The organism is Kitasatospora sp. NPDC088779, from assembly GCF_040685395.1.
Lineage (GTDB): Bacteria > Actinomycetota > Actinomycetes > Streptomycetales > Streptomycetaceae > Kitasatospora.
In genome coordinates, this window is record NZ_JBFBHW010000085.1 from 1 (window position 1) to 19,712 (window position 19,712).

The 19,712-nt window shown below is 76.5% G+C and carries 13 protein-coding genes; 2 read left to right on the forward strand and 11 right to left on the reverse strand.

Annotated elements, in window-relative coordinates; genetic code table 11:
• Window positions 1-121 precede the first annotated feature (121 nt).
• The 9 genes from AB0P03_RS39395 to AB0P03_RS39435 form a co-directional block, all read right to left on the reverse strand.
• Window positions 122-3,007 (reverse strand): condensation domain-containing protein, encoded by a 2,886-nt coding sequence (locus AB0P03_RS39395; RefSeq protein WP_363633532.1) that lies wholly within the window; start codon window positions 3,005-3,007, stop codon window positions 122-124.
• On the reverse strand, window positions 3,004-4,821 hold the full coding sequence (locus AB0P03_RS39400) for a non-ribosomal peptide synthetase (RefSeq protein ID WP_363633533.1): 1,818 nt from the start codon (window positions 4,819-4,821) through the stop codon (window positions 3,004-3,006). The genes AB0P03_RS39395 and AB0P03_RS39400 overlap by 4 nt, the downstream gene beginning before the upstream one ends.
• A gap of 74 nt (window positions 4,822-4,895) precedes the next feature.
• On the reverse strand, window positions 4,896-6,689 hold the full coding sequence (locus AB0P03_RS39405) for an AMP-binding protein (RefSeq protein WP_363633535.1): 1,794 nt from the start codon (window positions 6,687-6,689) through the stop codon (window positions 4,896-4,898).
• Between the two features lie 47 nt (window positions 6,690-6,736).
• Complete coding sequence (locus tag AB0P03_RS39410; RefSeq protein ID WP_363582759.1) at window positions 6,737-7,912, reverse strand: acyl-CoA dehydrogenase family protein; 1,176 nt, start codon at window positions 7,910-7,912, stop codon at window positions 6,737-6,739.
• A complete protein-coding gene (locus tag AB0P03_RS39415; RefSeq protein ID WP_363633537.1) occupies window positions 7,909-11,019 on the reverse strand; it encodes an amino acid adenylation domain-containing protein in 3,111 nt (1,036 codons plus the stop codon). The genes AB0P03_RS39410 and AB0P03_RS39415 overlap by 4 nt, the downstream gene beginning before the upstream one ends.
• A gap of 320 nt (window positions 11,020-11,339) precedes the next feature.
• Window positions 11,340-12,614 (reverse strand): non-ribosomal peptide synthetase, encoded by a 1,275-nt coding sequence (locus tag AB0P03_RS39420; protein ID WP_363633539.1) that lies wholly within the window; start codon window positions 12,612-12,614, stop codon window positions 11,340-11,342.
• Window positions 12,615-12,688: 74 nt separating this feature from the next.
• On the reverse strand, window positions 12,689-13,981 hold the full coding sequence (locus tag AB0P03_RS39425) for an MFS transporter (RefSeq protein WP_363582753.1): 1,293 nt from the start codon (window positions 13,979-13,981) through the stop codon (window positions 12,689-12,691).
• Between the two features lie 389 nt (window positions 13,982-14,370).
• Complete coding sequence (locus tag AB0P03_RS39430) at window positions 14,371-15,459, reverse strand: PP2C family protein-serine/threonine phosphatase (protein ID WP_363633541.1); 1,089 nt, start codon at window positions 15,457-15,459, stop codon at window positions 14,371-14,373.
• A 228-nt stretch (window positions 15,460-15,687) separates the two neighbouring features.
• The gene (locus AB0P03_RS39435) at window positions 15,688-16,341 is read right to left on the reverse strand and encodes a maleylpyruvate isomerase family mycothiol-dependent enzyme (RefSeq protein WP_363582749.1); all 654 of its coding nucleotides are present in this window, start codon (window positions 16,339-16,341) and stop codon (window positions 15,688-15,690) included.
• A gap of 71 nt (window positions 16,342-16,412) precedes the next feature.
• On the opposite strand from AB0P03_RS39435, the gene AB0P03_RS39440 reads away from it, so the two are divergent.
• Window positions 16,413-17,375 (forward strand): LysR family transcriptional regulator, encoded by a 963-nt coding sequence (locus AB0P03_RS39440; protein WP_363582747.1) that lies wholly within the window; start codon window positions 16,413-16,415, stop codon window positions 17,373-17,375.
• A 33-nt stretch (window positions 17,376-17,408) separates the two neighbouring features.
• On the opposite strand, the gene AB0P03_RS39445 is transcribed toward AB0P03_RS39440, so the two are convergent.
• Window positions 17,409-18,554 (reverse strand): erythromycin esterase family protein, encoded by a 1,146-nt coding sequence (locus tag AB0P03_RS39445; protein WP_363582745.1) that lies wholly within the window; start codon window positions 18,552-18,554, stop codon window positions 17,409-17,411.
• Between the two features lie 90 nt (window positions 18,555-18,644).
• On the opposite strand from AB0P03_RS39445, the gene AB0P03_RS39450 reads away from it, so the two are divergent.
• Complete coding sequence (locus AB0P03_RS39450) at window positions 18,645-19,442, forward strand: TioE family transcriptional regulator (RefSeq protein WP_363633544.1); 798 nt, start codon at window positions 18,645-18,647, stop codon at window positions 19,440-19,442.
• Between the two features lie 33 nt (window positions 19,443-19,475).
• Here the strand turns inward: AB0P03_RS39450 and AB0P03_RS39455 are convergent.
• On the reverse strand, window positions 19,476-19,712 hold a 237-nt coding region (locus AB0P03_RS39455), incomplete at its 5' end, for a BTAD domain-containing putative transcriptional regulator (RefSeq protein ID WP_363633542.1).

Here is a 19,712-nt window from a genome sequence, read left to right on the forward strand (position 1 = left end):
AACCCCCACACCCCCCAACCCCCCAAATCCCCATCTGTCACTCTAGTCCCCTGGTGTCCTCCCCCGATCGGGCGGGGGGGGCGGCCCCGGGCCCCCCCCCCACGACGCGGAGCGGTGCAGGTCAGCCGACCATCGCCGCCAGGACGGTGCGCCAGTCCTCGCCCGGCTCGGGGCTCAGCGGGGCGGCGAGGGTCTCGGCGCGGTAGTGCCAGGAGCGGCGGAGTTCGGGATCGGCGTCGGGGCGCAGGTCCAGCGGGCTGCCGGAGTCGAGCAGGCGCACGAGCTCGCCGGTGAAGTCCGCCCAGGAGACGTGCCCGTTGACGGCGTTGACGATCCGGCCGGCCGCCGGGTTGCCGTCGGCGACGCAGGCGGCGAGCGCGCGGGCCAGGGCGGCGGAGTGCACCCAGGCGGCGCCGTACCAGGCGGAGCGGTCGCCGGGGGCGGGGGCGGGCAGGGCGATCGGGCGGCCGGCCAGGGCGGCCTGGTAGAGGTCGCCGGTGGAGCCCCAGCGGAGCTGGTCGCGCAGGCGCTGGTGCGGGCCCCAGACGATCGGGGCGCGGACCACGGTGGCCGGGCCCCGGCCGGTGGCGGCCGCCTCGAACAGGATGCGCTCGCAGTCCAGCTTGGCCTGTCCGTAGGGGCTGACCGGTTCGCCGGTCGGGCCGCCTTCGGGGATGTCGGTGCCGGACGGGCGGCCGTAGGCGTCGATGCTGCTGACGAAGACGAACGGGCCGCCGCGCCAGCCCTCGACCAGGGCGCGCATCGCGGCGAGGTCGACGGCGTGCTCGGTGAAGGTGCAGGCGGCGTGGATGACGGCGTCGACACCCTCGACCGCGCGGCGCAGGCTGTCGAGGTCGGCGAGGTCGCCCTCGGCCAGTTCGGCGCCGTGCAGGGCGGGCAGGTGGGCGGACTCGGGCCGGACCAGGGTCCGGACCGGGCGGCCCTGGGCCATCAGTTCCTGGAGGACGGCCGCGCCGACACCGCCGGTGGCGCCGGTGAGCAGCACGGTGCCCGCGCGGGTGCGGGTACCCGGGCGGGAGCCGGTGCGGGCGGGGGCGGCGCGGCGCTCGTCCTCGCGGGTGGCGAGCAGGGCGGCGAGGGCGCGCGGGGTGCGCTGCTCCAGCACGTCCAGGCCGGTGAGCGGCAGGCCGGTGCGGGTGCGCAGGCGTTCGGCGAGCTGGACGGCGACCAGGGAGTGGCCGCCGAGGGCGAAGAAGTCGCCGTCGGCGGGCGGGGTGGTGCCGAGCAGTTCGCCGAAGGCCGTCCGGACGGTGTCGAGCGGGCCGGACCGCTCGGGGGCGGTCGGGGCCGCGCCGGGCAGCCGGCCGCGGTCCGGGGTTCCGTCGGCGTGCCGGGGCAGCCGGTCCAGCAGGGTGACGGCGGACGGCAGGTGGGCGGGGGCGAGGTGGCCGCGCAGTGCGGCGCGCAGTTCGACGCCGGTCGGGGCGACCGGGCCGCGCACCACGGCATAGGCGAGCGGCGGGCCGTCGGCGGTCTCGACGACGGCCGCCTCGACCACCCGGGAGTCGGCCGACAGTGCGGCAAGGGCCGGGTGCTGGGCGGTGGCCAGGCGGGTGCCGGGGAGCGCGGAGAGGGGCTGGTCGGGGTCGGCGGCGACGGCGGCGAGCAGGTCCGCGAAGGCGGTGAGCAGTTGCTCGGCGGTGGTCTCGTCGAGGGCGTCCCGGTCGTGCTGGACCAGGCAGCGCGGCTGCGGGCCGTCCTCGACCAGCAGGGCGAGGCCGAACTTGGCCAGGCCCAGGTCGAGTTCGACGTCCTCTGCGGTGAGGCCGGGCAGCGTGAGCGGCTCGGCGGGGTGGACGAGGTCGCAGCTGACGGACAGCAGCGGGGTGCCGTCGGCGCCGCGGGCCGCCGCGCCGAGCCGCTCGACGATCAGGTCGAACGGGATCTCGTGGTGCTGCTGCGCGTCCAGCAGCGCGGTCCGGGCCCGTCCGAGCACCTCGGTGAAGGTGGGATCGCCGGCCAGGTCGGCGCGCACCGCGAGGGTGTTGACGCCGAGGCCGACGGTACGGCGCAGCTCGGGCCGCAGGCGCTGGCCGCTGGCGCAGCCGAGGGTGAGGTCGGCCTGGTCGGCGGCGGTGCGCAGGGTGGCGAAGGCGGCGGCCAGGACGACGGCGAACAGGGTGGCGCCGTGCCGGGCGCCGAGCCGGCGCAGGCCCTCCACGGTGGCGGGGGCGAGCGGGGCGGCGTGCAGGGTGGCCCGGCGCTCGCGTGCCCCGGGCGGAGTGGGCCGCAGCAGCGCCAGCGGGCGGGCGCCGGCCAGGTGTCGGGCGCGGGCGTCGGCGGCGCTGGTGAGTTCGGCGTCGCGGGTGCGCTCCTCGCGGGCGTAGTCGGCGTACGACGGTCCGGGCGGCGGGAGTTGGGGCGCCACGCCGTCGCGGGCGGCGGCGTAGAGGGCGGCCAGGTCGGCGGCGAGGACGGGCAGCGAGCCGCCGTCGACGGCGATGTGGTGGATGTTCAGGAGCAGGGTGTGGTCCTGCGGGCCGTGCCGCAGCAGCAGGGCGCGCAGGACCGGGCCGGTGGCGAGGTCGAAGGGGCGGGCGGCCTCGGCGGCGAGCAGGGCGGGGGCGTTGTTCCCGGCGCCGTTCTCCCAGGTGGCGTCCACCGTGCGCAGCGGCACCGGGGTGACCGGGTCGGTCTGCTGGTGGGGCTGGTCGCCCTGGCGGCCGTAGCGGGTGCGCAGGACGGCGTGGCGCTCGGTGAGGCCGGTGAGGGCGGTGGCGAGGGCGGCGGGGTCGAGCGGTCCGCGCAGGCGGGTGGCGAGCGGGACGTTGTAGAGGGCGCCGCCCTGGCCGAGGTGGTCCATCAGCCACATCCGCTGCTGGGCGTGCGAGAGCGGGGCGGGGCCGGCCGGGCCGTCGCCCTGGCCGGTCGGCGCGCTCTGCGGGGCCGCCGGGCGCCCGCCCGCGGCGGGGCGGTTGCGGCGGGCGCGGCGCAGCAGGTCGGCCTGGTCGGCGGTCTGGTCGACGGCCGGGTGCTCGGCGGTCATCGGGTGGCTCCTTGCGGGGTGTCGTCGTGCGCGGCGCGCAGGGCTCGTTCGAGCAGGTCGGCCTGGCCGGCGACGGTGGGGTGGCCGAGGAAGTCGGCGAGCGAGAGTTCGACGCCGAGGTCCTCGCGGAGGTCGTCGACGACCCACATGGCGAGCAGCGAGTGGCCGCCCTCGGCGAGGAAGTCGGCGGCCGGGTCGGTGATCGGGCGTTCCAGGGCGCGGGTCCAGGCGGTGGCGACGGCCTGCTGGATCGGGGTGAGGGCGGCGGCGGTGCCGGGTCCGTCGGCGGCCGTCTCGTCGGCGGCGGCGAGGGCGCGGCGGTCGATCTTGCCGGTACCGGTCAGCGGCAGGGCGGCGAGTACGGTCCAGGCAGTGGGCACCAGGTGGGCGGGCAGCCGGTCGGCGAGCCGGGCACGGAGGGTCTCGACGGCCGGTCGGCTGCCGTCGGCGAGGACCAGGCAGGCGGTGAGCGCGGCGTCGGTGTGGCCGGGCCGTCGGACCACGACGGCCGCCTCGGCGACCTCGGGGAACTGCAGCAGCGCGTGCTCGACCTCGCCGGGTTCGATCCGGAAGCCGCGGACCTTCACCTGGTCGTCGGTGCGGCCGTGGAACTCCAGTGCGCCGTCGGGGCGTTGGCGGACGAGGTCGCCGCTGCGGTAGGCGCGGCCGGTGCCGGGCAGGTCGCGGAAGCGCTCGGCGGTCAGCTCCGGCCGGTCCAGGTAGCCCTGGGCGAGCCGGCCGCCGGCGATCCACAGTTCGCCGACGGTGCCGGGCGGCACCGGTGCGAGCTCCTGGTCGAGGACGAGGGTGCGGGCGCCGCCGAAGGGCCGGCCGATCGGGACCGGGCCGGTGGTGCAGTCGGCCGGGGTGATCCGGTGCAGGGTGGTGAAGGTGGTGGCCTCGGTCGGCCCGTAGACGTTGAAGAGTTCGAGCCAGGGGAAGGCGCGCAGCACCGCCCCCGCGTACTCGGGCGACAGGGCTTCGCCGCCGACGGCCAGGGTGCGCAGCACACCGAAGATCCGGGACTGCCGGGCGGCCAGGTGGTGGAACAGGGCGGTGGTGATGAACACGGTGGTGACGCCGAACCGCTCGATGTCGCGGACGAGTTCCTCGGCGGTGGGCCGGTCGGACGGCGAGACGGCGACGGCGGCGCCGCGCGCCAGCGGGGCCCACAGTTCGAAGGTGGAGGCGTCGAAGCTGATCGTGGAGTGGAACAGGACCCGGTCGCGGGGGCCGAGCGTGAACGCGTCCTGGGCGGTGACCAGGTCGGCGACGGCGCTGTGCGGGACGATGACGCCCTTGGGCCGGCCGGTGGAGCCCGAGGTGTAGAAGAGCAGGGCGGGCGCGGCCGGCTCGGCGGCGTCGGGGGCGGCCGCACCGATGGCGTCGGGGCCGTTCCCGGCCGGGGCGGCGGGCTCGGCCAGGACGAGGGTCGAGGTCAGCGCGAGGGTCTGCTCCTCGGCGAGTCCGGCCTCGGCGAGCAGCGTCTTGTCGCCGAGGACGAGCCGGACTCCGGCGTCCCCGGTCATCTCGGCGATGCGCTGGCGCGGGTAGGCCGGGTCGATCGGGACGACGTGGGCGCCGGTCCGCCAGATCGCGAGCTGGGCGACGACCAGGCGGGTGGAACGGGCGCAGAGCAGGCCGACGGCGCTGCCGGCACCGATTCCCCGGGCGGTCAGGGTCGCGGCCAGCCGGGCCGAGGAGTCGACGAGTTGACGGTACGTCAGAACGGTGGAGCCGTCGGTCACGGCGAGGGCGTCGGGGCGCTCCTGGGCGTGCCGGGCGATCAGGTCCGGGAGGGTCGCGGTGGGCATGGTGGGTCCCTTCCGGGCGCCCCGGCCGCGAACGGCCGGGGCGCCCTGCGCAGGTCGTACGGGCGGGCGGGCGGTCAGACGGCGGCGGCGGCGGTCGGCTGCCGTTCCGCCACCAGCCGGGCGACGGCCCGCAGGTCGGGCTGGCGCAGCACCAGGGGCGCGCGCAGCCGCACCCCGCACTCCTCCTCCAGGGCCTCCAGCAGCCGTGCGGCGGCGAGCGAGTTGCCGCCCGAGGCGAGGAAGTTGTCGCCGGGCCCGAGGTCCGCGCGGCCGAGCAGGTCGCGGCACAGGCGCAGCACGGTGCGCTCGCTGGGCGTGGCGCCCTCCTCCGCCGCGACCGGCTCGTCCGCCGTCGGGGCGAGGAGCAGGGCGGCGCGGTCGACCTTGCCGTTGGCGTCCAGCGGGAAGGTGTCGACCAGGCGGACGGCCGACGGGACGGCCTGCTCGGGCAGCCACGGCCGGACCGCCGCCAGCAGCTCGTCGGCGTCGGCCGCCGAGGACCCCTCGACGGTCTGGACGAAGGCGAGCAGCCGGACACCGCCGGTGGGCGCCGGGGCCGCGGCCACCACGGCCCGGCGCACCCGCGGGTCGCGCTCGAACGCGGCCTCGACCTCGGCGGGTTCGACCCGGACGCCGCTGACCTTGACCTGGTCGTCGAGCCGGCCGTGGAACTCCAGCACGCCGTCGGCGCGCATCACCACCCGGTCGCCGCTGCGGTAGACCCGGTCGATGCCGTCCACGCCGGGCGGCACGCCGACGAAGCGCCGGGCGGTCAGCTCGGGGTCGAGGTAGCCGGCGGCCAGGCCCCGGCCGCCGATGCGCAGTTCGCCGGCCTGGCCGCGCGGCACCGGTCGGCCCTCCTCGTCGGTGACCAGGACGACCGCGCCCGGGACGGGCAGCCCGATCGGCGGTGCGCCGGCGCCGTGGTCGAGGCCGGGCGCCATGGTGTGCACGGTGGTGGTGACGGTGGCCTCGGCGGGACCGTAGGCGTTGTGGACGGCCGCGGTGACGTCCGGGCCGGGGGCGCGGCGCAGCCGGTCGCCGCCGATGGTGAGGTGGCGCAGTGCCAGCCCGTCCGGCCACGCGCGCGCCAGGATCGGTTCGGCGAGCGGGGTGGGCAGGATGCTGACGGTGACGCCGGCCTCGCGCCACCAGTCGGTGAGCGCGCCCGGGTCCCAGCGGACGGCCTCGGGGGCGAGGGTGAGCGCGGCGCCGGAGGTGAGGGTGGCCCACAGCTCCAGGACGTGCGGGTCGAAGGAGACGCCGATCAGCAGGCTGTGCCGCTCGCCGGGGCCGAGGCCGGTCAGCTCGCGGTACCAGTGGAGCAGCGCGCCGAGGGCGGGTTCGCCGACGGCGACGGCCTTGGGGGTGCCGGTCGAGCCGGAGGTGAGCACCGCGTAGTGGGTGCCGGCGGGCACGTGGACCTGCTCGCCGGGGACGAACGCGGCGACCACGTCGCTGGCCGGGTCCAGGTCGAGCGCCAGCTGCTCGCCGCCATGCGGCAGTCGGGCCGGGTCGCCGACCAGGCAGGCGGGCCGCAGCTGCTCGGCGACGGCCTGGAGCCGGCGCTCGCCGGGGCGCGGGCCGAGCGGCAGGTGGACGGCGCCGAGCTTGGCGGTGGCGAGGGTGACGGCGGCCAGGGCGGCGGAGTGGCCGAGGCAGACGCCGACCAGGTCGCCGGGGCGGATCCGGTCGCGCAGCGCCGCGGCCACCGTGTCGGCGAGGCGGTCGAGTTCGGCGTAGCTGTAGGTGCGGGCGCCGTCGATCAGGGCGGGCGCGTCCGGGGTCCGGTGCACCCAGGTGGCGAACAGGTCGAGGACCGCGCCGTCCTGGTGCGGGCGACCGTATTCGATGCTCAGGGTTTCCATCATCGTCTCCAGGTGGTTCAGGCCGTTGACAGGCCGTTGACGGACTGTCAGTTCAGGCCCATGGAGCGGGCGATGATCACCTTCTGGACCTCGGAGGTCCCCTCGATGATCGTGGTCATCCGCACGTAGCGGTACAGGAACTCCAGCGGGTGGCCGCGCACCCAGCCGGTGGCGCCGTGCACCTGGAGCGAGCGGTCCACCGCGCGCACGGCGGTCTCGGAGGCGGTGAGCTTGGCGAGCGCCGCGTTCTCCGGCGCCTCGGTGCCGTCGTCGACCAGCCGGGCGCAGGCGAGGGTGAGCAGCTTGGAGCACTCCACCTCGGCCCGGGTGGCCACCAGGTGCTCCTGGACGTGCTGGTACTCGCCGATCACCTTGCCGAAGGCGCGCCGCTCGCGGGCGTACTCGACGCCCATGCGCAGCGCGTACTCGGCGATGCCGTTGCACATCGCGGCGACGACCAGGCGGCCCCGGGAGAGGCTGTCCATGGCGAGGGCGGTGGCCGCGCCGACGCCCTCCTCGCCGCCGATCACGGCGTCGGTGGAGACGGTGACCTGGTCGAGCAGCAGCTCGAACAGCGGTTCGCCGGACATCCCCTCGTAGCGCTGGCCGATCCGCAGGCCGGGCTGGTCGATCGGGAGGACGAAGGCGGTGGCGCCGGCGGTGGGCCCGGCTCCCTCGCCGAGGTCGGTGGCGGTGACGACGAGCACCAGGCCGGCCCGGTCGGCGTTGCTGACGAAGGTCTTGCGGCCGTTCAGCACCCAGCCGTCGGCGGTGCGCACGGCGGTGGTGGTGAGGCGGAACGCGTCGGAGCCGGCGTGCGGCTCGGTGAGGGCGAGGCAGCGGGTCTGCTCGCCGCGCACCAGCGGCACGAGGTGGCGCTCGATCTGCTCGGGGGTGCCGTGCCGCAGCAACGGGCTGGGGCCGTCGGAGCCGGCCAGGGCGTACGGCGCGAGCGGGCAACCGCTGCGCCCGGCGGCGTGGTGCAGCAGGACGACGGCGGTGAACGGCATGTCGGCGCCGCCGAGTTCCTCGGGGTAGTCGCCGGCGTAGAAGCCGAGCGCGGCGGAACGCTTGCGGACGTAGGCGCGCAGTTCGGCGGGCACCTCGTCGGCGGTCTCGGGCAGTTCGGCGGCCAGCGGGACGAGCTCGCGGCGGACGAAGCTCTCGAACGCGTCGACGAGTTCGCGGTGGCCGTCTTCGAGGACGGCGGAGGGGGCGGTCATGCGCGGTCTGCCTTTCCGGGGTGCTGGCCGGTGAGCGCGCTGGCCTGGTCGGCCAGGACGGCGTGGCGGAACAGGGTGCGCAGCGGCGGGCGGCTGCCGAGGTGCGGCTCCAGCCAGGCGGCGAGCTGGGCGGCGAGCAGCGAGTGGCCGCCGACCTCGAAGAAGTGGGACTCGGCGGTGAAGCGGTCGTGGCCGAGCACCTCGCGCCAGGCGGCGGCGATCAGTTCCTGGCCGGGGTCGGCGAAGGCGCTCTCGGCGGCCGGGGCGGCCTCCTGGGCGGGGGCCTCGTCGGCGAGCCGGGCGAGGGCGGCGCGGTCGGGCTTGCCGCCGGGCAGGGTGGGCATCGTCTCGACGGCCGTCCAGGTCGCGGGGACGAGCCCGCCGGGCAGCCGCTGGGCGAGCGCCGCGTGCAGGGCGGCCTGGTCGGGGCGGTCGGCGCCCTCCAGGAAGCCGATCAGGCGCGGGCCGGCCTGCGGGTCGGTGTGCAGCACCACCGCGCAGGAGCGCCCGCCGAGTTCGGCGGAGGCCGCGGCCTCGATCTCCTCCAGTTCGATCCGGTGGCCGCGGAGCTTGACCTGGTTGTCGGCGCGGCCGAGGAAGCACAGCCGACCGCGCAGGTCGCGGTAGCCGCGGTCGCCGGTGCGGTAGACGCGCTCGCCGCCGAGGGCGGGCACGGTGACGAAGCGGGCCGCGGTCGGCTCCGGCAGGCCGAGGTAGCCATCGGCCAACAGGTCTCCGCTGACGGCGAGTTCGCCGACACAGCCGGCCGGGAGCGGGCGCAGCGCCTCGTCCAGGACGTGCAGGCGCACGCCGTCCAGTTCGGCGCCGAGCGGGATCTCGCCGTCCTCGGCCACGTCGGCGGCGGTGACCTCGTACACGGTGGAGGTGACGGTGGCCTCGGTGACGCCGTAGGCGTTCAGCACGGTGGTGGCCTCGGTCAGGCCGGCCAGCGCGCGGGCGGGCAGGCGCTCGCCGCCGAGGACGAGCAGCCGGGGCGCCCAGCGGCCGTCGCGCAGCGCCTCGCGCAGGTCCTCGCGGACGGCGAGCAGGTAGCTGGTCGGCAGGTTGGCGACGGTGACGCCGCGGGCGGCGAGCACGGCGACGAGCTCGGGCCCGGTGGGCACCTCGCGCTGCGGCACGACCAGGGCGGCGCCGGCGGCCAGCGCGGGCAGCACCTCCTCCAACGCCACGTCGAAGGACGGGCGGGCGAACAGCAGCACCCGGTCGGCGAGGGTCAGTTCGTAGCGGGCGGCGATCGCGGCGACGTACCCGGCGAGCGCGTCGCGGCCGACCAGGACGGGCTTGGGCACGCCGGTGGAGCCGGAGGTGTGGATCAGGTAGGCGGCGCCGTCCAGCACGGCGGCGGGCTCGGCCTTGGGGAAGGCCGGGCCGTCCAGCAGCGCGGGGGTGACGCCCTCGGCGGGCAGGGCGAGCGCGCTCTGCCGGGTGGCCAGCACCAGGGCCGGGGCCAGCCGGTCCAGCAGCAGGCCGAGCCGGGCGGCCGGGTCCTCGGCGGACAGCGGCGCGTACACGGCGCCGTACCGCAGGCAGGCGAGCAGGGCGACGACGCTGTCCACGCCGCGCGGCAGCACGGCGGCGACCGGCTGGCCGGGGGTGACGCCGGCGGCGCGCAGGCGTTCGGCCAGCTGGGTGACGCGGCGGTCGAGCTCGCCGTAGCTGAGGCGCTCGGTGCCGGCGATCATCGCGATGGCCGTGGGGTCGTGGGCGGCGGCCGGGTCGAGACCGGCCCGGGCGACGGCGATGGCGGGTTCGGCGGCCGGGGCGGGGTCGAGCGCGGCGAGCGTGGCCTCGGGCCGGTCGAGGTAGCAGCGCAGCAGCTGGAGCAGGCGGTCGGCCAGCAGGGTGGCCTCGGCCTCGCCGAACAGGTCGGCGTCGTAGTCCCAGACCAGGGTCATCCCGGCGCCGCCGTGCTTCTCGCCGACCACCCGGCGGTCGTCGGGCAGCAGCACCAGGTCGAGGTCGAAGCGGGTGGTGCCGGTGTTGAAGCCCTCGTACAGCGAGACTTCGAGACCGGGCGCCTGGACGTCCGGCAGCGCGGCGTCGTGCGCGCTGAACATCACGTTGAACAGCGGGTTGTCGGCGCCGCCGGTGTGCAGGCCGAGCCGGCGGGTCAGCTCCTGGACCGGCAGGTCCTGGTACGGCAGCGCACGCAGCAGGACGTCGGTCACCTCGTCGACGGCCTCGGTGCCGGGGGCGGCCGGGTCCAGCCGCAGGTGCAGCGGCACGGTGTTCACGAACATGCCGACGGTGCCCTCGAAGCCCTCCGGGCGGTTGCCGACGGCGGTGCCGACGACGAGTTCGCGGTGCCCGGAGTGCCGGCGCAGCAGTTCGGCGAAGAGCGTGAGCAGCGTGCTGAACGGGGTGTGCCCGTCCTCCTTGCTGCGGGTGCGCAGCCGCTCGGCGAGGTCGGCGCCGATCGCCTGGCGCATCTGGCCGCCGCGGTGGCGGCGCACCGCGCCGGGGTTGGCCAGCCCGGGCAGGGTGACCTCGCGCGGGGCGTCGGCCAGCTCCCGCAGCCAGAAGGCGAGCGCGCGCTCACGGGCGTCCGGGTCGACGGCCGTGCGGGCGTGCTGCTCGTACGAGGGCGCCTCGGGCAGTTGGTAGGGCTCGCCGAGGACGTGGGCGCGGTAGACGGTGAACAGGTCACGCAGCAGGATCGCGAAGGAGTGGCCGTCGTGGACGAGGTGGTGCTCGACGTGGATCAGCCGGTGGTGGTCCGTGCCGAGGCGCACCAGGTGCCAGCGCAGCACCGGCGCCTTCTCGGTGTCCACCGGCTCCTCGGCCTCGGCGGCCAGCAGCTCGCGGAAGGTGGCCTCCGGGTCGGCCTCGGCGGCGAAGTCGCTGCGGCGCAGCGTCGGTTCGCAGTGCTCGGCGACCCGCTGGCCGGGCAGGCCCTCCGGGCGGGCGACCAGTTCCAGGCGCAGGCCCGGGTGGTGTGCGAGGACGGCGGCCAGTCCGGCGTGCAGCGCGTCCTCGTCGAGGGCGCCCCAGAGGTCGAGCACGGCGGTGAAGTTGTACGCACGACTGCCGGGCAGCATCTGCTCGTGCAGCCAGACGATCTCCTGCGAGGAGGAGAGCGCAAACATCGGTGACTCCCTTGTGTGGTGGGCGTGTTGGCCCTGTGGTGGCGGGGCGGGCGTGGATGGCCCGGCCCTGGTTCCGGGCACGCCGGGGTGGTGGCGCGGCCCGGCGGTCGGTGTGGGGGCTCGGTGGCGGCTTCGGTCCGGGGCGGGTCAGGCGTCCGGGGCGGGCGTCCTGATGCGGACGTCCGGTGCAGGTCCGGTACGGCTTCGGGTCGGGTCCGGGGCGGCTTCGGGTCGGGTGCGGATCAGGCGTCCGGAGCGGGCGTGCGGATCAGGCGTCCGACGCGAGGTCAGGCCGGGGGGCGGGGTCAGGCCGGGGCGGGTCAGGCCGCCCGCAGGTGGCGGCGCAGCGTGGCGAGCAGGTCGTCGAAGGCGGCGGTGGCGGCGTCCTCGGGGAACCGCTCGCGGTCCCAGGCGAGGCGCACCAGCAGGTCGTCGCCGTGCGAGGCGGCGACCGCGAACGGCGCGGCGAGCGGCCGCCCGGCCAGGTGGGTCTCCCGGCCGGGCACGCCGCCGAACACCAGCGGCGGGCGGCGGTGCAGGTCCTCCAGGGTGAGCATGCCGTCCAGGGCGCCCGTCCACGGGGCGCCGGCGGTGCGGGCGGCCCGGACCACCTCGTCGAACGGGGTGTCGGCGTGGTCGAGGTCGTCCCACCAGGCGTCGGCGAGGTCCTCCAGGGCGGCGGCCGCGCCGGGTGCGGCGGGGTGCACCAGGGTGTTGAGGAAACAGCCGAGCGCGGCGGGCGCACCCGGCGGGCGGCCGCCCCACGGGTAGCCGAGGGCGAGCTGCCCGTCGGTCCGGTGCAGCCGGTGGGCGGCGGCCGCGGTGGCGTCCAGCAGGGCGGGGAAGATAGCGGTGCGAGCGGCCCCCTCGGCGGCGGGCAGCCGGTGGCTGAGCATGCCGGTGGAGCCGGCCGCTCCCCCGCCCGTCCCGGTGACGCCGCCGAGCCTGCGGCCCCAGTGGGCCTGTGCGGCGGGGCCGCCGGCGGCGTCCTCGGCGGCCAGTTGCCGTTCGACGGCCTCCCGGTAGGCCGCCAGGGCGTCCTGGTCGGGGGCGGCGACGGCCTCCTGGGCGTGGTCGTCCCGGGCGTAGGCGTCGGTGAGGTCGGCGGTGAGGATGCCGAGCGACTGCTCGTCGCAGGCGGCGTGGTCCACCGCGAGGGCGAGCAGTTCCTCCTCGCCGTCCGGCTCCCGGGCCACCAGCAGGCGCAGCGCGGGCCCGTCGGCGGGCCAGTCCAGCAGTGCCTCGCGCAGGGCGGAGCGGGCGGTGCCGCCGGGCGGGACGGCGATCCGGGCGGCCTCGGCCGAGGGGGCGCCGACCCGCAGGACGGGCGTGCCGCGCACCGTCCCGAAGCCGCCGCACAGCGCCGGGTGCCGGGCGGCGGTGGCGGCGGCGGCGCGGGCCAGCCGGGGCAGGTCGAGGGTGCCGCCCGGGTAGGCGTGGAACAGCGGGACGACATCGGGCCGGCCCTGCGGCGCGAGCCTGCGGGTGATCAGGAAGCGCCGCTGGGCGCCGGTGAGCGGGAGCAGGTCCATCGGGGAGTCGGCGGCGGCGGAACGGTACCGGGCGAGGTAGGCGGCGGTGATGCTGGCGTGCACGGAACGGTCTCCGGTTTCCGGTTTCGGTTCGGTTCGGACGTCAGGCGGCGGGGCTCGTCGGGCGGCCGGGTGCGTCAGGCGGCGGGGCTCGCGACGGGCTCCTCCCCGGCCGTGGCGGCGGTGTCCGCCGGGAGGTCCCGCAGCCGGCGCAGCGGCGACAGCAGCAGCGGCACCGGGACGAGCAGGAAGCCCGCCGCGCACAGCCACAGCGCGGCGCGCGGTCCGGCCGCGTCGGCGACGGTGCCGCCGACGAGCGCGCCGATCGGCAGCGTGCCCCAGACCAGGAAGCGCATGGTGGCGTTCATCCGGCCGAGCAGCTCCGGCGGGCACAGGCTCTGCCGGAAGCTCACCTGGGCGACGTTGTAGGCCACCGCGCCGAACAGCACCACCGCCGAGGCGATTCCGAACAGCACCACGCCCGCGCCCCGGCCGGACAGCGGCCACAGCAGCGCGAACGGCGCCGTCACCACGGTGGCGAGCCAGATCAGCCGGGCCTGGCCGAGCCACGCCGCCAGCCGCCCCGCGCACAGCGCCCCGGCCAGGCCGCCGACGGCGGAGGCCGACAGCAGCAGACCGATGGCGCCCGGCGCGAGGTCGAGCACCCGCACCCAGAACACCGTCTGCACGGCCGCCAGCACGGCGGCGAACAGGTTGGACACGGCGGTCGCGGCGGCGATCGCGCGCAGCAGCGGGTGCCCGAGCACGAAGCGCACGCCCTCGGCGACCTCGGCACGCAGCGACCGTCCGGGCGCCGGCTCCGGTCGGGGCTCCTCGACCCGGATCCGGGCGAGCAGCAGGGCGGAGGCGAGGTAGCCGACGGCGTCGGCCACGATGGCGAGCGACGCGCCGAGCAGTTGGACCAGGCCGCCGCCGAGCCCGGGCCCGACGATCTGCGCCGAGGAGCGGACCGTCTCGATCGCGCCGTTGCCCCCGACCAGTTGCTCGCGCGGCAGGACGGACGGCAGGAAGGACTGGTGGGCGACGTCGAAGAAGACCGTCGCCACCCCGGTGACCAGCGCCACCAGGTAGAGCTGGGCCATGGTCAGCACGCCGAGCGCGGCGGCCGGCGGGATCGACCCGACGGCGAGGCAGCGCACCACGTCGGCGCGGATCAGCACCGGGAGCTTGCGCATCCGGTCCAGCCAGGCGCCGGCCGGCAGGCCGACCAGTAGGAACGCGGCGGTCTCGGCGGCGGTCAGCAGGCCGACCTCGAAGGGTGTGGCGTCGAGCACCATCACCGCCACCAACGGGAGCGCGACCAGGGTCACCTGGCTGCCCGTCTGGGCCGTCGCGGCTCCGGTGAGCAGGAGTCGGAAGTCGCGGTGGCCGAGCAGGCGGTCGCGGCGGGGGCTTGGCGTCTCGTTCATCAGTGCGACTTTCGGTCACCACTTCGCTACTGGGCAAGCATCGCGTCCGTTTCCGGACGAACCACGGGTCGGCCGGATCGCGCCACTCCCGCGACCCGCCCTTACGGACCCCATACGACCGAGCACGCTCCCGCCGGGACGTCCGCGCAGGCCGCCGACCTGGGGCGGACCACTCGCACGGCCACCCGGCGCACCGCGGGCCCCGCACGTCCAATTCGCCGTCCGCTATGCGGGCATTCGCATTCCGGCCACCGGACGCCGTCACTCAACTTGGCTGGATCATGCGAAACACTGACTGTCCGTCATCTGATCGTGATATCGGCCGCGTCGCGGGAGGCCGTGGGAAGAAGCACCCGCGCCGCCGAACGGGCCGGACCGGGCCCCGCCGCTCAGTCCGCCTCCCGGCAGGTCACCGCCAGCACCGCCATGTCGTCGTCCCGCGGCCCGCCCGTCCACCGCTCCACGTCCGCCACCAGCGCGTCGACGGCCTCCTGGGGGCCGTCGAACGGGCCGAGCGGGCCGAGGGCGAGCAGCGGATCGTAGAACTCCCCGGCCGCGTCCCGGGCCTCCGTCACCCCGTCGGTCACCAGCAGCAGCGTGCACCCCGGCGGGAACGGCCGGGTCTCCGGCGCCGGCCGGGCCACGCCCAGCGAGCCCATCCCGAGCGGCAGCCCCGGGTCGGCGGCATCCAGCCGGCGCACCGCCTCCGGCCCGCCCAGCAGGTACGGTCCCGGGTGCCCGCAGTCGAGCGTGCGCACGACGTCCTCACCCGGCGGGAACTCGACCAGCAGCGCCGTGATGAACCCCTCCAGCCGCACCTCCTCGGCCAGCAGCGTGCTCTCCCGGGTCAGCGCCCGCTCCAGCCCGTCGGCCAGCGCCGCGAGGTCCGGCGCCCGGTGGGCGTCCTCCCGGAACGCGCCGAGCAGCACCGACACCGCGCCGACCGCCTGCAGCCCCTTGCCCCGCACGTCCGCGATCAGCACCCGTACGCCGTGCGGGGTCGCCTGCAGCGCGTACGCGTCGCCGCCGATCAGCGCCTCGGTCTGCGCCGCCCGGTAGCAGGCGGCGACCGACAGTCGGCCCACTCGCGCGGGCGGCTCGGGCAGCACCGCCCGCTGGGCGGCCTCGGCCACCGACCGCACCTGCGCCAGCCGCTCCCCGTGCCGGGCGACGACGCGGTTGACCCAGACGCCGAGCAGCGCGGCGAAGGCCGTGTTCACCAGCTCCAGGTAGCCGTCCTGGGTGCCGATCGAGCCGTCCCGCACGGCCAGCACGAGGATGCCGGTCACATTGGCGACGCCCACCGCGAGGGTGTCCCGCAAGGTCAGCAGGGCGCCGGTCAGGACGGCGGCGGCCGCGAGGAGCGGGTCGCCCCAGTAATCGGCGGGATCCAGGGAGTTCCAGACGAGCCCGGCGACGATCAGCAACCACGGCGCGAACCGCACGTACGGCGGCCACTGCTCGGACCTCGGGGCCATCGGAGACCTTGCTTCCCGTCTCACCGCCTATCCGGAATGGGCGATTCCGATCCTAGCCACCCCTGCGCGCCCCCGCGCGCGCCCGACTGCGCCGCGGGGAGCGAACCGCGCGGTGGCGCCCCTCGGCCACCGGGGCCGGGGCGGGACCGTGGGTCAGCCCGGTGATCTGCTCCGGCACCCGCACGGCGCTCCCGCCGACGGCCGGGCACGCGAGAGCGGACGCGCCCGCTACCCGTCCAGGGTGAACCGCCCCGCGCCCGGGCCGGTGAGGAGGCCGGGCGGCAGCCGGCGCCCGTAGGTGAGCAGCAGGAGGTGTTCGGCCCGGCCCTCCACCACGGCCGGGCCCTCGCCGTACGCCCAGGCGGTGTCGGTGGCCCGCAGGTGGACACCGTCGAGTCGGGCGCCGAAGAAGCGCAGGCTGCGCCGGGAGACGGTGGCGAGCAGGGCGGTGACCCGAGGCAGCGGTAGGCGCGAGGGCAGGCCGAGCGCGGTGGTGATGTCGAGGCCGTGCACGACGTCGTGGGCGAGGGCGGCGATCCGGCCGCCGACCGGGGGGCGCCAGGGGTGTTCGGCGTGGTCGGCGAGAGCGGCGGCGAGTTGGCGGTCGGTGAGGGCGGCGGCGTCGCGGCGCGCCACCCGGTCGGTCATCCGGTGGAGGGAGCCGCCGGCCCGCATGAGGTCCGCGAGACTGCGGGCGGTGGAGTGGCGGAAGCCGGTGCTCATGTGGGCGGCGACCTCGCGAACGCGCCAACCTGCGCACAGCGAAGGGGAGTTCCACTGGTCCGGGGAGAAGGTGGTGAACACCTCGGCGAGTTCCCGGCGTTCGGCCGCGATCTGCTCGCGGACCCAGTCGACGGCCTGGTCGTGCTGCACGGTTCCCATGCCTCCAGCCTGCGGCCGGGACCCTCCGGACGTCCAAGACCGGGGAGTTCTTCCACCTATCATCAGAAGTTATGGAACTCCGGCAGCTCCAGTACTTCGTCACCGTGGCCCAGCAGGGCAGCTTCACCCGCGCCGCCGAACTGCTGCACCTCACCCAGCCCGGGGTCAGCGCCCAGATCCGGCAGCTGGAGAAGGAATTGGGCCACCGGCTGCTGGACCGCGGCGGGCGCGGCGTCCGGCTCACCCCGGTCGGCGAGGCGGTGCTCCCGCACGCGCGGGCGGCGCTCGCCTCCGCCGCGGCGGCGCGGCAGACGGCGCAGGACTTCGGCGGACTGCGGCGCGGGCACGTCCGGCTCGGGCTGGTCTCCGGGGCAGCCCTGGGTCCTGTCCCGCCGGCCGGGGCGGACGGCCTTCCCGGACTCGCCACCACGCTCGCCGCGTTCCGCCGCGACCACCCGGGCATCGACCTCTCGCTGGCCGAGGACGGTACCGCGCGGATGCTCGGCGCCCTGCGCGAGGGGCGGTTGGACCTCGCCGTGATCGGCCTGCCCACCACCGCGAGCGGACGGGACGACGACGACGGCTGGCGGACGCTGGCCGGGCTCGCCCTGCACACCGTGCTGGAAGCCCCGCTGGTCGCCGCCTTCACCGGGCACCACCCGCTGGCCGGCGGACCGGACGGCCCCCTGCCGGTCGCCGCACTGGCCGGGCACGCCCTGGTGAGCACCCCGCGCGGCACCGGCCTGCGGACGGCACTGGAGCAGGCCCTGGCCGCGGCCGGGGCACGCCCCACGGTCGCGGTCGAGGCGTCCGCCCCGCCGCAGCTGGCCGAACTCGCCGCGCACGGGCTGGGCGTGGCCGTGCTGCCGGATCCGCCGCCCGCCGCCGGGCTGCGGATCCGGCCGCTCACCGACCCCGTCCCGCTGGTGCGGATCGCGCTGGCCTGGCCGACCGGCCGCCCCACCGCGCCGCCCACGGCCGCGCTCCTGGGCCACTTGCGGACGTCCTATCCGGGCCCGGGGGCCCGCACCTGACGCTGCCGGGGGTCCGTCCTCCGCAGGCCGCCGTCAGAGCGCGGCGGCGGCGGTCCCGTCGCCGATGTGCAGGATCGCGTCGGCCCCGTCGAGGACCGCCCGGTCGAGCGGGAAGTAGCCCTGCTCCGGCGTGGTGTCGGTGCGCGTCCGGCCACCGGCGGCCGCACCGGGCTCGACCAGTCCCCAGGTGGCGGCCCCGCGCTGGAGCGCGCCCTCGTGGGTGTCCGGCTCGGGCTCCTGGAGCCCGACGGCCTCGCTGCGGCCCAGGCTGCCGGGGACGAAGGTGTACGGCTCGTCCAGGGAGTTCAGGATCGCGCCGACGCCGCTCCAGGTCAGGTCCAGGTCCGCCAGCCGCATGGCGCTCGGCTGCCGCTGCAGGTGGAGGTTGTGGGCGAAGACGAGGGTCCCCCCTCGGCGGGCCTCGCCGCCGCGGATGTCGAGGAGGTTCTGGGCCATGAGCACGTCCCGGGTGCCGAGGAGGCCGGACAGCCGGGCGCCCGGCTCCAGGCGCTCGGCCGACTGCCGGTGGTAGCGGAGCAGACCGAGGCCGGCGGTGAGGTGCGTCCTGGCCCTGAGCCACTCGGCGCGCGAGGTCGCCGCGACCAGTTCCGGGGCCCGCGCGTACAGCAGGGTGAGCAGGTCGTCGGCGACCGTCCGCAGCTTCTCCGCCTCGGCGGAGGCGCCGGGCGACATCTCCGGGTCCAGGACCGCCTCGGGGCGGCTCCAGCGCTGGTCCTCGCCGACCAGGCCGGCGAGGTCGAGGTCGAGCCCGAGGTAGTCGCGGGCGTGTTCGAGGTAGCGCCGCGGGCTGGGTGCGCTGGTGTTCTCCGTCTGCGCGTCGAAGCCGTGGAAGGCCAGACGGTCCGCCGGCGGCCGGCTCCGGTTGTAGTCGCGCATCCAGGCGACCAGCCGCCGGTTGCCGTCCAGCTCTCCGAAGCCGTGGGAGAAGCCCTCGCCCATCACCGAGTCGAGGGTGCCCACCCCCTCCTGGACGAAGTCGTTCACGGTGAGCGCGGCCACCCGGTCGGTTTCGAGGGCGATCGACCGGAATCCCCGGTCGACCAGTTGGGCGAACAGCTCGTTGCGGATCCGCGCGAAGGCCGGTTCCCGGTGGGTGGGTTCACCGAGCGCCAGCAGTGCGCATGACGGAGGGACGAGGTCTCGCAAGTCCTGACTCATGACCCTCAAGCGTATCCTTGAAAGAACGGTTGAGACTTTTCCTGCTCCGACCGCCCGATCCTCCGCTGAAGTCTCAAACCGGTGACCACCATGCGCCCCTCCGACCTCGCCCGCGGGCACGGCCTCTCGACCCAGGCCGTGCGCAACTACGAGCGGGACGGCTTCCTCCCGCCCGCCGAACGCACCGCCAGCGGCTACCGCATCTACACCGAGGTGCACGCGGCCGCGCTCGACGCCTACCGCTCCCTGGTCGCGGCGTACGGCCACGCGACCGGCGGCCGGATCATGACCGCACTCCACCGGGGCGGGCTCGACGACGCCCTGACGGCCATCGACCGCGGCCACGGCCAACTGCTCCGCGACCGGGACACCCTGGACGCGGTGCGGGAGGCCGTGCACCACCTGACGGCGCGACCCGACGCGGCGCGGGATCTCTCGGCGGACCTTGCAGCGGACCTTGAGACGGATCTTGCGGCGGATCTTGAGGCTGGCCCATCGGCGGAGCCCGCGGTGGACGGCGCCGTCCTGAGCATCGGCGAACTCGCCCACCGGCTCGGCGTCACCCCGGCGACCGTGCGCAACTGGGAGGGCGCGGGCATCCTCACCCCCGCCCGGGACCAGGCCACCGGGCACCGCGCCTTCCGCGCCGACGACATCCGCGACGCCGAACTCGCCCACCTGCTCCGGCGCGGCGGCTACCCGCTGGACCACATCGCCACCGTGGTCCGACAGGTGCGGACGGCCGGCGGCACGGCCTCCCTGGCCGACGCCCTCGACAGCTGGCAACGCAGGCTCACCGCCCAGGGCCTGGCCATGCTCGACGCGGCCGCCCGGCTCGGCCACTACCTGGGCCTGACCGGCCACCCGCGGCCGGACCTGGGGTCTTAGTCAGCGATTCGGCGGGCCGCCTCCGTGGCGGGCTCAGCCGACGCGGGTGAGCCGGGTGGTGCGAGGAGGGGTCTGGTCGGCGGGGGTGGCGGGGCCGGCGGCACGGTCGGGCTCGGGGCGATCGGGGTTGGCGAGCAGGATGGAGCGCTGGAGCCGTCGCAGTCCGGCCGAGGGTTCCATGCCCAACTCCCGTACCAGGGTGTTGCGCAGGCGCTGGTAGGCCTCCAGGGCCTCGCCCCGTCGGCCGGAGCGGTGCAGGGCGATCATGTA

Coding starts and splice junctions, on each gene's coding strand:
- AB0P03_RS39395 (WP_363633532.1), bottom strand. CDS start 3,007: ATGACCGCCGAGCACCCGGCCGTCGACCAGACCGCCGACCAGGCCGAC.
- AB0P03_RS39400 (WP_363633533.1), bottom strand. CDS start 4,821: ATGCCCACCGCGACCCTCCCGGACCTGATCGCCCGGCACGCCCAGGAG.
- AB0P03_RS39405 (WP_363633535.1), bottom strand. CDS start 6,689: ATGGAAACCCTGAGCATCGAATACGGTCGCCCGCACCAGGACGGCGCG.
- AB0P03_RS39410 (WP_363582759.1), bottom strand. CDS start 7,912: ATGACCGCCCCCTCCGCCGTCCTCGAAGACGGCCACCGCGAACTCGTC.
- AB0P03_RS39415 (WP_363633537.1), bottom strand. CDS start 11,019: ATGTTTGCGCTCTCCTCCTCGCAGGAGATCGTCTGGCTGCACGAGCAG.
- AB0P03_RS39425 (WP_363582753.1), bottom strand. CDS start 13,981: ATGAACGAGACGCCAAGCCCCCGCCGCGACCGCCTGCTCGGCCACCGC.
- AB0P03_RS39430 (WP_363633541.1), bottom strand. CDS start 15,459: ATGGCCCCGAGGTCCGAGCAGTGGCCGCCGTACGTGCGGTTCGCGCCG.
- AB0P03_RS39435 (WP_363582749.1), bottom strand. CDS start 16,341: ATGGGAACCGTGCAGCACGACCAGGCCGTCGACTGGGTCCGCGAGCAG.
- AB0P03_RS39440 (WP_363582747.1), top strand. CDS start 16,413: ATGGAACTCCGGCAGCTCCAGTACTTCGTCACCGTGGCCCAGCAGGGC.
- AB0P03_RS39445 (WP_363582745.1), bottom strand. CDS start 18,554: ATGAGTCAGGACTTGCGAGACCTCGTCCCTCCGTCATGCGCACTGCTG.
- AB0P03_RS39450 (WP_363633544.1), top strand. CDS start 18,645: ATGCGCCCCTCCGACCTCGCCCGCGGGCACGGCCTCTCGACCCAGGCC.